The sequence below is a fragment of the Trichocoleus sp. DQ-A3 genome (assembly GCF_039961975.1).
In the GTDB taxonomy this organism is placed as follows: Bacteria; Cyanobacteriota; Cyanobacteriia; order Cyanobacteriales; family FACHB-T130; genus FACHB-T130.
In genome coordinates, this window is record NZ_JAMPKC010000005.1 from 203,481 (window position 1) to 216,644 (window position 13,164).

The window sequence follows — 13,164 nt, forward strand, 5'->3', positions numbered from 1 at the left end:
TTGGAATGCCCATCGAATTCCTCGCTTTGAAGAGGATGCTCAGGTTGATGAGCTGTTAGCGGTTGGGGTCTTTTTAGAAATGTAAGAAATGTAAACAAACGGGTAGCCTCTATCCCAAAATAGGGGTGCATAGACTAAAACTAGGTGCTTTCTTCCATCAGCCTTTACCGATATTGCAGTGCCAACTTGAGAGGAGTAGAGCCGTGAGTTTGAAATGCCCCCACAATCGTCAATTGAATGCCCTAGTCAGAAAATGCCGTCCGTCTGTTCGTACCTGTCGCATATTCTTAGGATTAGTGACTGCGATCGCAATCCCGTGGCTGGACGTTACGGTAATCAAGGCACAGCCGACGGTGGCTCAGGTTCCCCCGGATGGGCAGACGCAGATGTCACAAATGAATCGGTTGTATGTCAACCCCGCTGCGGGAAATGACAGTAATGGCACTGGAGACGAGCAGGAACCGTTCCAAACGATTACTCATGCCTTGCAGGTCGCTCAGCCGAACACCGCCATCGTACTGGCACCCGGCACCTACAGCACCGAAACGGGTGAAACCTTTCCCTTAAGACTCAAAGCCGGTGTAACGATTCAGGGCGATCGCAGCACCAAAGGGGAGAATATTGTCATCCTCGGCGGCGGTCAGTTCCTCAGTCGTTTCTTTGGCGGTCAAAATATCGCGATCGCTGGGGCAAATCAAGCAGGGCTGATGGGCGTCACTGTGACGAATCCGAATCCACGAGGTTACGGTCTTTGGATTGAATCCACCAGTCTGATGGTGGCGGATAACACTTTTACGGGAAGTAAGCACGATGGAGTTGCCGTCACTGGCAATAGTGCCCCCACCATTCGCAACAACTACTTCTATGAAAACGGGGGCAATGGGATTACGATTTACGGGACTTCCCGACCGGAAGTGCGGGAGAACGTGTTTGAAAATACGGGATTTGGCATTAGTATCGGTCATAATGCTGCCCCGCAGCTAATTGCCAATCGCATCAGTGGCAACAAAGATGGGGTCGTCGTAGAAACCAAGGCAACACCTGTTCTCCGGAATAATATTATTGAAAATAACGCTCGTTACGGGTTAGTGGCAGTTTCCCAAGCCCGTCCTGATTTAGGAACTGCTGGCGAACCGGGCGGCAATATTTTCCGTGCCAATGGTCTATTGGACATTAACACCAAGGCTTCAAGCCAGGAGATTCCTGCCTATGGGAATGAGATTACTGCCAAAACGGCAGGACGCATTGACCTGACGGGCATGGCAATCCCCCCCACCCCGCTTGTAGAGGCTCCCATTGCCAGCGGGCTTCTGAAGCCGCTTCCCACCGCTTCCCTGCCGCCACAGGAAGCCCTAGCACCGATTCAGCCAGTAGCGAGGAATGGTGGAAGTTCTCAATCTTTGCCACTCCTCTCTAACCGCCCGAACTCAGAGATTTTAACTCCAGTACAATCGGTACCCACTGACAGCACCGGGATTAAAATTTCCGTTCAACCGCCTGCCCCAACCTCTCAGCCAGCAAGAACGTCAGCTTACGGATTACCAACATTGCAGCCTCCGATGGTGCCTCCGGTGGTGCCGCCCCAGCAGCCCAGAGCGACAGCGTCTCCCTTGCCGATATCGCCTGTGCCCCAGACTGCACCCCTAGAAATTCCCGCGCCGCCTCCGGTTGCTCGGTCGCCGTTGCCGACTTCCCCAAAGCCCAGAGCGACCACATTACCAGCGCTACCGTCGTCAGCTTCTACATTACCGGCGCTACCGTCATCCGCCCCGTCTCAACCGTCGCCTGCCCCCCGGACTCTGGACTTCGGGGTAGCACCACAGGAGCCTCTCCAAGCTTCAGCTTCCTCCGATTTGCTGCCAGTGCCGAGTCCTGATGTTCCTTTGGGGAATATCGGCAACAGTCGGGCTGCTAGCGGGAGAGTGCCCCGCCGAGCGGGCGGTAGTCAACAGGCTCTAGGTTTGCGTTATCGGGTTGTGGTGGAGGCTCAAAATTCGCGCCAAGAGGCTTTAGTGCGATCGCTTGCACCCGATGCCTTCCGCACGCGCTCCAACGGTCGGACGGTGATGCAGGCGGGAGCTTTTAGCACCCGCGATCGCGCTTTGGAAATGCAGCAAATGCTCAACACGAAAGGTTTAGCAGCCACGATTGAGTCAAGGAATTAATATTGTTTGTCAGGGGTTGATGGTTAATTGTCCGTTGTCATTGACCCCGGATGATTACCCACGACCCAATGTTCTACAGTTGGTTATTTTGACCTGTAATCATTCTTAGCTCATACCGCTATGCCAAGAGATGAGTCGCTCTCTCGAAGCTTGATGCTAATTTGTTTTGGAACAGCGGTGGTGTTGTTCTCAGTTTCTAGGCGGACAAGTTTTTCAAGGGTGACGACCGTCAGCTTGGATTCCCCGATTCGGAGTCAGCGCCAAGTCGGCAAGTTGGCAAGTTGGCAGCTTGGAGACTTGTGGAGTAAAAATCGCTCTTCAAATAGCCGCTCAACCGATCGGGAATATTCAGTGCTAGAAACCGCTCAGGCGGCATCCGCTTGGCAATCGCATCTCGTTGTCGATTTGAGCGATCGCTTAGTTTATGTCTACCGTGACGATCGGCTGCAAGCCAGTTACCCCGTAGCGGTGGGGCAGTTAGGTTGGGAAACGCCCACGGGTTCGTTTCAAGTTTTGCAAATGAACCAAAATCCGGCGTGGCGTCAACCGATTACGGGTGAAGTTATCCCATCTGGGGCGAATGATAATCCCTTAGGCGATCGCTGGATTGGTTTTTGGTCGGATGGGCGTCATCAAATTGGGTTTCACGGCACCAACGAAGAACACCTGATCGGGCAAGCAGTCTCCCACGGCTGCTTGCGAATGCGAAATCAAGATATTCGGATGCTTTATCAGCAGGTCGCGAAAGGGACACTCGTACTGGTTCGCAGGTAGGAGGGAAAAGTTTTGAGTTTTGAGTTCTGAATTAATCACTCAAAACTCAAAATTCATCATTCATAACTCTTCCATTATTCGTTGCTATGGTTACTGGATTGAGGTTCAAAGCTAGGTGCGTAGGTTTGGAGTAAGGAACTCACCTGCTTGAACACGTCGCTGTCGTTCGCTTTGCTGAGCGCTTGCCGTTCTGGGAAAAATTCGGGACGATCCAGATTCCGGGCGATCGCTTCGCTCACTTGCTGGGTAATCAGCTCTTGAAGTTCATCCTTTGCCCGCATTCGCTGATAGCTAGCACCTTCCTCCGTCGTGGCATACAGCGGAGGCAAGCGATTGAGCGCGTAGGCGGCAATATCGCCGACATCTAGAACGCGATCGCTGGTTGCCTCAATTTCTGCGACTCTAGCGATCGCTTCCGTCAGCACCAACTCTTCCATGACATTGATGAACTGTTTTCGAGGAACTGCAACCACTTCCCCAGTTAACAGTGCGCCCATCAGACGGTCTAGAGCCATGTATTCTTCAATCGAAAGCTCAGAAGCCGTGTCACAGATGCGCCCCACCTCTGCTTCCATCGCTGGCGTCAGATAACCATCCTGCAGGGCTTGTTCAACAATTTTTTCAATACTCATCTAAAAATCCTGCTGGATACCCCATCCAAACTGTTTTGGTTGGCTAGGAAAGCGAGGCAGGGATTACCGCTTCCCTAAAAGTGCGTGCCCGTTTTCGAGTGTTGATACGCCCTCAACGAAGCCGAAACCTGCGTTGATGTCTTTTCGCCCATGCCCACTCATCTATCCTGGCATAACCAGCGCCTCAAAATACGCAAAACTACGCAGGCTTAACATCAGTCGGTTAGCGAACTAACAATATTGCTTTGACAGTGGGAATTTTCGGGATTTTTCCCAAAGGCTATTCAACATTTACGCTTCTCAGATGACTATCTACAATCCCCGTCCGCAAAGCTTTCGCTTCGGAAAAGCCTACACTAGCTCCCGGTGGGATAGTCGAAGACATTGAAAAATGCTTCGCAATCTCGTTTCGGAGAGGCAACCCTGCCACAATCTTTCCTCAATACAACACCAAATACATTAAAACCTAAAAAAATTCATCAAAACTTCAAAAAACCTCATTCAACTCCTTGAGTTCTCCAAGGTACTGGGTCTACGGCAAGACTATTGACATACAATCCCCAATGTAAGTGAGGACCCGTTGAAGCTCCCGTTGAACCAATTGCCCCAATCACCTGTCCCGCTTTTACAAAATCCCCTTCCTTGACATCAATCCGGCTCAAGTGCATAAAAATACTGGTGACGCCTTGACCGTGATCTACCCCAATTACATTTCCGTGAACTCGGAAACCCTGAGCAACCCGTCCCACCAGCGCCACTCTTCCCGATGCTGGTGCTGTTACCGGCGAACCATACCCACCCGCGTAGTCAACCCCGCGATGGTAGTAGTCATTCGCAAACTTGCCATTGTAGTAACGGCGAACCCCGTAAATACTGGTGATGCTACCTCGGTTCGGCTTGAGAAAAGGACCATTCCAGAACTTTTGCGGCGTCACCAAATTTTTAAAAGCTGCCACGCGGTTGAGTTCAAGTTGGGTTGCTGATTGTCCGGCTTTTCCGGGGGGTAGGGTAATCCGTTGCACCGGGAAATTGCGCGATCGCAATGGCAACGACAGGTTTTTGACTTCCCCATCACCAGCAACCCGAATTTGTAGCGTTCCCGGCTTGTCTAAAGGCGTTGTCGGTAGCAAGACTCGAAAGCGATTTTGACCGAGGGAAAACGCCCGGTAAGTCTTCTGTTTGAAAGAAACCGTGGGACTCTGCGAACCAGAGGAATCCGTCTGAATCATGACCGAGAGCGTATCCCCAAGCTGGGGATTGTTGGGTGCCACCTGTACCTGCAAAGCTTTGACTGGCAAAGCAGTAGAAACTAAAAAAGCAAAAGGCAACAGAAAGAATTCTTTGTTTTTACGGTTCGCTTTGGACTTTTGACTGGACAAGAGTGTAGAAACCAGCCGTCGGTCATGGCGAGATTGAAGCAGAGTCTTAAGCGACATCACAGGCAATTTTCTCCGAGCCAGTAATTGACAAAGCGTCTATGACCTTGTCTATGACCTTGATTACTAGCGGATAGACTATCACCTTGCCTGGACTGTTTCCACCGCCTTCCCTCAATTGATCCCAGTTGCCCAATAGAAACCTGAGGCAATGGCGTTAGCACAGTCCATAAAACTCTGTATTCTAAGTTTATATACCTTTATACTTGTTCTCATAAAACAAACTTGTGCAAGAAGACTTTAGACTGATTGTTGACTTAGTATCTGTTTTGGCAGCAGCAGCCGTTGGTGGAGTGGTATCAGCGCTGCTGCGGCAACCTGCCTTACTGGGTTATATCGTCGGCGGAATCGTCGTTGGGCCTGCGGGGTTGGGACTGATTAAAGAATTGGTTCAGATAGAAACTCTGGCTCAATTTGGCGTCGCCTTTTTGTTGTTCGCCTTGGGCGTTGAGTTTTCGTTTGCGGAATTAAAAAAAGTTAAAGGCATCGCCTTGGGTGGAGGCGGACTACAGATTGCCCTGACAATTGCAGTCACGGTTGCAGTCTGTGGACTCACTGGAGCGTGGGGTACCTTACCAGCGAAGGGTGTCTTCCTGGGGGCAATTCTGTCTTTGTCTTCAACCGCAATTGTCTTTAAGTGTCTGATGGAGCGAAATGAGACGGGGACGCCTCACGCTCAGGTGATGCTGGGGATTTTGGTGGTACAGGATTTGGCATTGGGGTTGATGCTGGCTGTCTTGCCAGCGCTGGATCAACCGCCAGAAGCGATTGGCAAGGCTGTGGCTTTAGCGCTGTTACAGATTGGGTTATTTGCGGCTGTGGCTGTGGCAGCAGGCATCTGGCTGATTCCTCCCTTGCTGCGCCTACTCGCTCGAACGGAAAGCCGGGAGTTGTTTCTATTGGGCGTGGTGGCACTGTGTTTGGGGATTGCGTTGCTCACGGAGGCATTGGGTCTTTCGATTGAAATGGGGGCATTTGTCGCCGGGTTAATGATTTCGGAGGTGGAATACGCCGACCAAACCCTGACTTACGTGGAGCCGTTGCGGGATGTGTTTGCGGCACTGTTTTTTGCGGCGATTGGGATGCTCATCGACCCGATTTTCCTGTGGAACAACCTAGAGTTAATTCTGGGGCTGGTTTTACTGGTTTTTGTCGGCAAGTTTTTGATTGTAACGCCGATTGTTAGAGCGTTTGGCTATCCGCTGAAAACTGCGGTAATTGCTGGTTTGGGGTTAGCTCAAATTGGAGAATTTTCGTTTGTTCTAGCCAGTGAAGGACAAGCTTTGGGGCTGGTTTCTCGGCGGGTTTACTTGCTGATTTTGGGCACGACTGCGGTGACGCTGGTACTGACGCCTTTTGTGATGCGGCTGGTGCCAAAATTGTTGGAGTTGCCTTGGCTGAAGCCATATCTAGATCCGGTGGATGACCCGATGGAAGTGGCGGTAGATGCGCCTTTGCAAAATCATGTGGTGGTCTGCGGTTATGGACGGGTGGGACGGAATCTGATCAAACTGGTGCAGGAGCATAACTATCCAGTGGTGGTGATTGACCAGTCGGAAAGTCGGATTCAGCAGTTAAGAGAAGCAGAAGTTTCTTATGTTTATGGCAATGCGGTGAGTTTGCACGTGCTGGAAGCTGCGGGGGTAGATAAGGCGAAAGGGATGGCGATCGCGCTTCCCGATCCGATGAGTACCCGCCTTTGCCTCAAACGCGCTTTAGAATTGGCTCCGGATCTGGATATTGTCGTTCGCGCTAACCACAACAACGATATCGAACTGCTTTATCAGTTGGGGGCGCGAGAGGTGGTGCAACCGGAGTTTGAAGCGAGTTTAGAACTGGCGGCGCATCTATTAGCCGGTAGTGGATTGCCGACATGGCAGATCCAGAAGGAAATGCAGCAAATTCGCAATAGCCATTACCTGGCATTGCGTCCAGAGCGATCGCCTTCGGAGATTGCTCATGACTTACAAATTGCCACTGCCGAAATGAATAGCAAGTGGTATTCCCTCCCGCCCAACTCTCCCCTGATTGGGATGACGCTACAGGAGACGGATATGCGCCGATTGACGGGTGTCACTTTGATGGCAATTCGGCGAACTGGTGGGGAAGAAGTGGACTATCCAGACAAGCAAACTTCTCTGGAAGTGGGCGATCGCCTCTTGGTGGTGGGAGAATCCAACGAACAAGCTGCTTTTAATCAACTGGCAAACGGTGAAGTGGCAATCCCAAGCCAAACCGCTCCCTGTCAGTGGTTGCAGGTTCCCGAGTCCAGCCCTGTTGCCGGTAAGCCTCTCTCTGAGCTGCATATTCGCCGCCAGTACGGGGTGCAAGTGCAAGCAATTCGGCGAGATGGCAAGTTCATCCGCTTTCCGGGGGGCGATACCGAGCTGCAAGCGGGCGATCAGCTGCTCTTATGCGGCGGCAGTTTTCCCCTCAATCAAGTGCAACAGTTGTTGGCACCCGAATCTGAGCCTTCGGTTTTCCCAGTCCCTACGCTCAACTTGCCAGTAAGCGAAGCGATACAAGAGCATCTTCCCTCTGATAATCAGCGAACAGGCGAATCAAGGTAATCGGTCATTGGGGAACAGATTCCCGATTCCCGATTCCCGATTCCTAATTACTTTGGCTGCACATAAGCGATCGCGTGTCGCCAAACCAGCGTTTGCTGATTCGATTCATCTTGTAGACAAATACAGTTCTGATCTTGCCAACGCAGTTTACCAACGAGTACATCGTTCGTGAGGAGTTTCAGTTCAACCCTTTGTCCCTCTTTCACAAATGTTTGGACGAGACGAGTGCTTGGTAAGCCTGTTTCCAGTTCAGTTGTCATAATGCAAGATTTTTCCTAATGCGAATTGCCAGATTTCAGGATTGAAGGACTGCCATTAACCATTACCCATTCCATAGTTTATGCTAATCGAAAATTGCGAATCGAAGGATTGCTAAATGGGAATCGAGTTTACTAAGTATCACGGACTGGGAAACGATTTCATTCTGATTGACAATCGTTCCTCATCAGAACCCAAGGTAACGCCAGAACAAGCGGTCAAGTTTTGCGATCGCCACTTCGGCATCGGTGCCGACGGCGTGATTTTTGCCATGCCGGGACAAGACGGCACCGACTACACCATGCGGATTTTCAACTCCGATGGTTCCGAACCGGAAATGTGCGGCAATGGCATTCGCTGTTTAGCCCAATTTATCGCTGATTTAGAAGGAAAATCTACTCAAGAAATTCAATATCGGATTCATACCCTGGCGGGTGTCATGACACCGCACATCAAGCCGGATGGGAAAGTCACCGTCGATATGGGAATGCCGGGACTACTGGCAGCGGAAATTCCCACGACGCTGGGTGCCCCTAACGAAAAAGTAATCGCTCAACCTTTAGAAGTCGCTGATGCTACTTGGTTGGTCACTTGTGTCAGCATGGGGAATCCTCACTGCATCACGTTTGTGGAGGATGTTGCCGCGATTCCTTTAGAAAATATTGGCCCCCAGTTCGAGCATCATCCCGTTTTTCCCAAGCGGACGAACACCGAGTTTATTCAAGTCGTGCGTCCGGATTATTTGAAAATGCGGGTTTGGGAACGCGGTGCAGGAATAACTTTAGCGTGCGGTACGGGTGCTTGTGCGACTGTGGTCGCTGGAGTATTAACCGGAAAGAGCGATCGCATCGCCACCGTTGAATTACCCGGCGGCTGTTTGGAAATCGAATGGTCGGAAATAGACCAGAGAGTTTACATGACAGGGCCAGCAGAGCGCGTATTCGCAGGTCAGATATAATCCGATGTGCTTTTTCTTAGCCTTCCGATAAATGAGGGGTTGGGGGAGCAAAACCCGAACGGCTCTGTTGGTTCGATTCCCCTAGTCCCTCGCTCAATTGCCGGGAATTACACTGTAAAGTTGCACATCGCGCGATCTAGCAAAAATGCAAAAGCAGCCAGAAAAGGCTCCCCGACTCATCACCATCTCCGTCAGCCATTACTGCGAAAAAGCACGATGGGCATTAGAACGGCTTGAGGTTCCCTACATTGAAGAACGCCATATGCCGCTTTTTCATCGGCTAGCCACCCGCAAAAATGGCGGCGGACAAACAACTCCGGTTCTAGTAATGGAAGCGGGTACTTTGAGCGATTCTTCGGACATCTTGCAGTATCTAGATGGCATAACGGCTGAAAGTAAAAAATTTTACCCAGCCGATCCCAAACTGCGCCGCGAAGTGAAAAAACTCGAAGATTTGTTCAACAAGCAGCTCGGCCCCAGTATCCGTCTTTGGGCATACTTTTATCTGCTAGATGACCGCCAATTGATGCGGAGGCTGTGGTGCGATGGTGTACCCCCGATTGAGCGGGCGTTATTTCCAATTGTCTTTCCGTTGATTCGCGAGGCGGCACGGCGAGGCTACAATATCACGGCAGAATCGTCAGCCAGTGCCCATGACAAGATTAAGCGCATCTTCGAGAACGTCAACGCGCGGTTGGCAGATGGACGTTCCTACTTAGTTGGCGATCGCTTTTCGGCAGCAGACCTCACATTTGCCTGTCTCGCGGCTCCGGCTGTACTGCCTGCCGAGTATGGGGCGAGTCTGCCCCACTTAGATGAGTTGCCGGATGAGATTGCAGTGGCAATTAAAGAGTTACGAGAAACCTCGGCGGGAGCTTATATCTTGCGACTGTTCCGTGAAGAACGCCAGGGGTAAGGGTTTGTTGCAACTGAGCGTGGCAAAGTGAAAGTGGGAAGCGATCGCATCCTCACGGTTGAACGACCTGGCAGATGTTTGGAAATCGTTTGCTCATAAACAGACTAGCCTGTTCGCAGGCAAAATCTAATCGCTATGTAACATCGAACCTTGAAAACGGGAACCTTAAATTAGGTCAACCCAAAGGAATTGTGATGACAGGCGCTATTTACCTAATTCAAGACAAGGGTCAGCTGGTTGAAATGATCGAACAGCCCTATGACTCGGAAGCTTTGCTGCAAAAACTGCTAGCCGACTATCCCAGTTTGTTAGCTGGTGACCAAATCAACAGTGCGGCACCGAGACGTTGGTTGTTAGTTTCACAGGAGATGCCTGTGCCATCTGAAGAAAATGGTTTCGACCGATGGGCACTCGACCATTTATTTCTCGACCAAGATGGAATTCCAACTCTGGTGGAAGTCAAGCGCAGCTGCAACACTCAAATTCGCCGAGAAGTAGCTGGACAGATGCTCGACTATGCTGCTAATGCAGTGGTTTATTGGCCTGTCGAGAAAATTATTGCCCAATTTAACGCTAATTGTCAGGTAAAAAGTCAAGATTCTGAACAGATACTCAGCAATTTTCTAGGCGCTGATGCTAACCCCTCTGAGTTTTGGGAAAAGGTCAAGACAAATCTGCAAGCTGGCAAAGTCCGTCTAGTCTTTGTTGCTGACAAGATTCCTCCTGAACTTCAACGTATCGTGGAGTTTTTAAATAAACAAATGAATCCAGCGGAAGTATTGGCAATTGAAATTAACCAATACGTTGGTCAAGGTTTAAAAACTCTTGTTCCTAGAATTATTGGTCAAACAGTAGCAGGAAAATCAACGCAATCTCTACTAAATTATGAGAGTAAGCAATGGAATGAGTCCTTGTTCTTTCAAGAATTAGAGGCTAAAAAAGGGAGTGATGTAGCTCAAGCTGCCAGAAGCGTTTTCAACTGGATAAATTGTGAAAAAATGCAGGTGAGTTGGGGGAAAGGAAAAATTGAAGGGTCTCTGATCCCCAGAATAATCAGTTACAAAGGAGAAACCAGAAAGTTTTTCACAATTTGGAGTGGTGGCAAAATTGAGATTTATGCCTACGAACCTCCATTTAACTTGGAAGACAAAAAGACTGAACTTCTCAACCGCTTAAAATTAGTCCTAGGTAACTCGATTTCTGTTAATGCCTATAACTGGTATATTCCCTTGTTTGCACTGAAGGATGAGTTGATAGCAAAGCAATTTTTAGAAGTAATGGACTGGGCGATTCAGGAAATTAAAGCATCGTAATTACGAATACAGACTGTCACGTAATATGAGTTAGTAGCTTTTAACCGATTGCTGGTAGTAATCATCTGCTAAATCAGCCTATTGATATCGCCAGCGATCGCATTTGTTTGTCAAACGTATCACTATCCATCAGCAACCTCATCTTCAGTCCAGGTACGAACCTCAAAAGCGAAGTCACCAGCCATCCGCACGTAGAACAGTTGGTGGAAGCCTTCATTATAAGAAGGGCGTTGTAGCTTCTTGATTGTCGCGTAAATTGCTACATCTGGCACCCGTTTTTTACCTAAGCGCTGCTGGTTACGTTCCCGGCATTGACTCACTGACGATTTAAAGTAATAACCGATAATTTCGGCACCATACATACAACCCAATTCAATGAGAAACGCACGTTCTTCTACGGTTGGGTTAGTATTATCCACAACAACCGATTGTCCCATTTCAAGTGTTTCTTTAATAAGCTGTGTCTGCCTTCTAGAGCGGTTTTTGTTGTTCCGCAACAAATCTTTGCTAACCAGCTTATGCGTTTCAGCAAAATGAGTGTGATAGAAGGTACTTTTCCCAGAAGCCTGCAAGCCGATAAAGATGACTAACTGCATAGACAATAGCCTATCAATAGCCCTTATTTAAGCATAGAGTTTAGAATAAAGGAAATTTTCAAGTAATGGTAATTGCAATTTTAAATTAACACTTAGCAATTTACTCTTAAAAAAATTGCGAATAGAAAAATTAGCGAATACCATCAACTGTTATTTGAATGGAGAAGGCGATCGGACTCAGTCAAATTTGAGCGATCGCATCTTCGTATATTTAAACTTTACGCCGTCACTGCCTCGTCTTCAGCTTCATCTCTGACTTTGAAATACCAGTACAGGTTAGCAACAGCTAAATTTGAGGCTTTCTGTAAATTTGAGGGTACTAAAGTTTTATAACCTGCGATCGCAGCTTGCTGACTAATATAAGATTCTGGCTCTCGACGTAGTTCAGGCTGCATCATAAATTGAAGCTGATTGCAAAGGGATACGAAATGAGACTTTTGCTTTAAATTTTCATAGAGTAAATGTTCTGGAGGTACTGCCAAAGCAGTTGTATCTGTACTAACTATGACTTCTGAATTGCTAAAATCAGCACTTTGGAGTAATTTTAATTCTGAAGGTGGGAGGCTTTGCATCCAATCAACTTGATTTTGCCAAGATTCTAATACAGCCAGATCGTGATCGTGAATGCGGGTGATTTCAGGAAAGAGAAAATCAAGCTCATCCTCTGTTTCACAGCTATTAATAACATTAAGGGAATCTTGACGGATTTTGTTTTGGAGGTGGGAAAGTTGATGACTCACAGCTGCTGGCTGATTCTGTAATTGATAGGTTAAGACAATTGTCTGCTCAATTGCCCAAGCACACTCCATCCGGCGAAGCTGCCCAGCTGCACAAGTTTCAGATAACAGGCGAGGATTATTATAGTCGGCTAAAGCCTCGACTATAATCTGTCGTGCATTTGCTAAGTCAGCAGTTCTGATACTCATATCTTCGCAGCACATAGCTGTTTTCATCAGCTTAGTTGCTTCCAAGAAACGTCCATAAGCCTGAGTTAAAATTGCGCGATGTTGTCTAAACTCAACATCTTCGGCAACTTGGTCAATCCGTTGAATAATTTCGGTTCCTTGCTCTTTCAGAGCTTTTTTTAAGTCAATAAATCCGTCTTTAACTTCGAGCTTCAGTTTTTTTACGTCATCCCTTAGCTTCAAAGTTTGATGAAGATTTACCGCTGATAGCACAACTCCAGCCGCTACACCAATACCAATCACGGCTGTAGTCGCTTGCAGAACTCCCAAGCTAGCCTGGACAGATTGAAATTCTCTGTGCTTTTGATACATCCGTGCCCCGCTCATAGCAAACTGAAAAGGCACTATCAGCGGTGACAAAGGACTGTTGTTAACTACAGCACCGACAGCATGAGCAACGAATTGCCCAGTCGTTGCATCTCTAGCCATGCCTATTGGCACCCCTGCGGATGTAAAGACTTGCACATATTTGTTAGCAGCGATACCAGCCTGGATTATAGGGGAAAATTCAAAAATCATTACTTTTGGTAGATTTACAGATGTAACTGAAGGTTATTTGCAGCTATCCTAGCATTACTCAT

11 protein-coding genes are annotated in these 13,164 nt (G+C 48.6%); 6 read left to right on the forward strand and 5 right to left on the reverse strand.

The genetic code is table 11. From position 1 onward, the window contains the following. Positions 1 to 203 precede the first annotated feature (203 nt). Complete coding sequence (locus tag NDI44_RS11790; RefSeq protein ID WP_190414970.1) at positions 204 to 2,165, forward strand: DUF1565 domain-containing protein; 1,962 nt, start codon at positions 204 to 206, stop codon at positions 2,163 to 2,165. 219 nt (positions 2,166 to 2,384) lie between these two features. Continuing rightward, positions 2,385 to 2,939: a L,D-transpeptidase gene (locus NDI44_RS11795; protein WP_347275834.1), complete on the forward strand. Its 555-nt coding sequence runs from the start codon at positions 2,385 to 2,387 to the stop codon at positions 2,937 to 2,939. A gap of 74 nt (positions 2,940 to 3,013) precedes the next feature. Here NDI44_RS11795 and NDI44_RS11800 read toward each other — a convergent pair whose 3' ends face one another. Both NDI44_RS11800 and NDI44_RS11805 read right to left on the reverse strand, forming a co-directional pair. Then, the gene (locus tag NDI44_RS11800) at positions 3,014 to 3,571 is read right to left on the reverse strand and encodes a late competence development ComFB family protein (protein WP_190414972.1); all 558 of its coding nucleotides are present in this window, start codon (positions 3,569 to 3,571) and stop codon (positions 3,014 to 3,016) included. Between the two features lie 497 nt (positions 3,572 to 4,068). Then, entirely contained in the window at positions 4,069 to 5,007 is a 939-nt protein-coding gene (locus NDI44_RS11805; protein WP_190414973.1) for a M23 family metallopeptidase, read from the reverse strand. 227 nt (positions 5,008 to 5,234) lie between these two features. On the opposite strand from NDI44_RS11805, the gene NDI44_RS11810 reads away from it, so the two are divergent. Then, a complete protein-coding gene (locus NDI44_RS11810) occupies positions 5,235 to 7,577 on the forward strand; it encodes a cation:proton antiporter (protein ID WP_190414974.1) in 2,343 nt (780 codons plus the stop codon). Between the two features lie 47 nt (positions 7,578 to 7,624). Here NDI44_RS11810 and NDI44_RS11815 read toward each other — a convergent pair whose 3' ends face one another. Next, positions 7,625 to 7,837 (reverse strand): RNA chaperone Hfq, encoded by a 213-nt coding sequence (locus NDI44_RS11815; RefSeq protein ID WP_190414975.1) that lies wholly within the window; start codon positions 7,835 to 7,837, stop codon positions 7,625 to 7,627. 116 nt (positions 7,838 to 7,953) lie between these two features. On the opposite strand from NDI44_RS11815, the gene dapF reads away from it, so the two are divergent. From dapF to NDI44_RS11830, 3 genes are all read left to right on the forward strand, one after another. After that, positions 7,954 to 8,793, forward strand: a complete 840-nt coding sequence (gene dapF, locus NDI44_RS11820) for a diaminopimelate epimerase (protein WP_190414976.1) — start codon at positions 7,954 to 7,956, stop codon at positions 8,791 to 8,793. A gap of 145 nt (positions 8,794 to 8,938) precedes the next feature. Then, positions 8,939 to 9,709 carry a glutathione S-transferase family protein gene (locus NDI44_RS11825; RefSeq protein WP_190414977.1) on the forward strand — a complete coding sequence of 257 codons (771 nt, stop codon included), beginning with the start codon at positions 8,939 to 8,941 and terminating at the stop codon, positions 9,707 to 9,709. Between the two features lie 194 nt (positions 9,710 to 9,903). Then, positions 9,904 to 11,022, forward strand: a complete 1,119-nt coding sequence (locus NDI44_RS11830) for a hypothetical protein (protein WP_190414978.1) — start codon at positions 9,904 to 9,906, stop codon at positions 11,020 to 11,022. A 122-nt stretch (positions 11,023 to 11,144) separates the two neighbouring features. Here the strand turns inward: NDI44_RS11830 and NDI44_RS11835 are convergent, their stop codons facing one another. After that, the gene (locus NDI44_RS11835; RefSeq protein WP_190414979.1) at positions 11,145 to 11,618 is read right to left on the reverse strand and encodes an ATP-binding protein; all 474 of its coding nucleotides are present in this window, start codon (positions 11,616 to 11,618) and stop codon (positions 11,145 to 11,147) included. Positions 11,619 to 11,836: 218 nt separating this feature from the next. Then, entirely contained in the window at positions 11,837 to 13,102 is a 1,266-nt protein-coding gene (locus tag NDI44_RS11840; RefSeq protein ID WP_190414980.1) for a hypothetical protein, read from the reverse strand. Between the last annotated feature and the right edge of the window lie 62 nt (positions 13,103 to 13,164).

Excerpts from the sequence above, each read along its gene's own strand:
- NDI44_RS11805 (WP_190414973.1), bottom strand. The coding sequence starts at position 5,007 with ATGTCGCTTAAGACTCTGCTTCAATCTCGCCATGACCGACGGCTGGTT.
- NDI44_RS11815 (WP_190414975.1), bottom strand. The coding sequence starts at position 7,837 with ATGACAACTGAACTGGAAACAGGCTTACCAAGCACTCGTCTCGTCCAA.
- dapF (WP_190414976.1), top strand. The coding sequence starts at position 7,954 with ATGGGAATCGAGTTTACTAAGTATCACGGACTGGGAAACGATTTCATT.
- NDI44_RS11835 (WP_190414979.1), bottom strand. The coding sequence starts at position 11,618 with ATGCAGTTAGTCATCTTTATCGGCTTGCAGGCTTCTGGGAAAAGTACC.
- NDI44_RS11825 (WP_190414977.1), top strand. The coding sequence starts at position 8,939 with ATGCAAAAGCAGCCAGAAAAGGCTCCCCGACTCATCACCATCTCCGTC.
- NDI44_RS11800 (WP_190414972.1), bottom strand. The coding sequence starts at position 3,571 with ATGAGTATTGAAAAAATTGTTGAACAAGCCCTGCAGGATGGTTATCTG.
- NDI44_RS11830 (WP_190414978.1), top strand. The coding sequence starts at position 9,904 with ATGACAGGCGCTATTTACCTAATTCAAGACAAGGGTCAGCTGGTTGAA.
- NDI44_RS11840 (WP_190414980.1), bottom strand. The coding sequence starts at position 13,102 with ATGATTTTTGAATTTTCCCCTATAATCCAGGCTGGTATCGCTGCTAAC.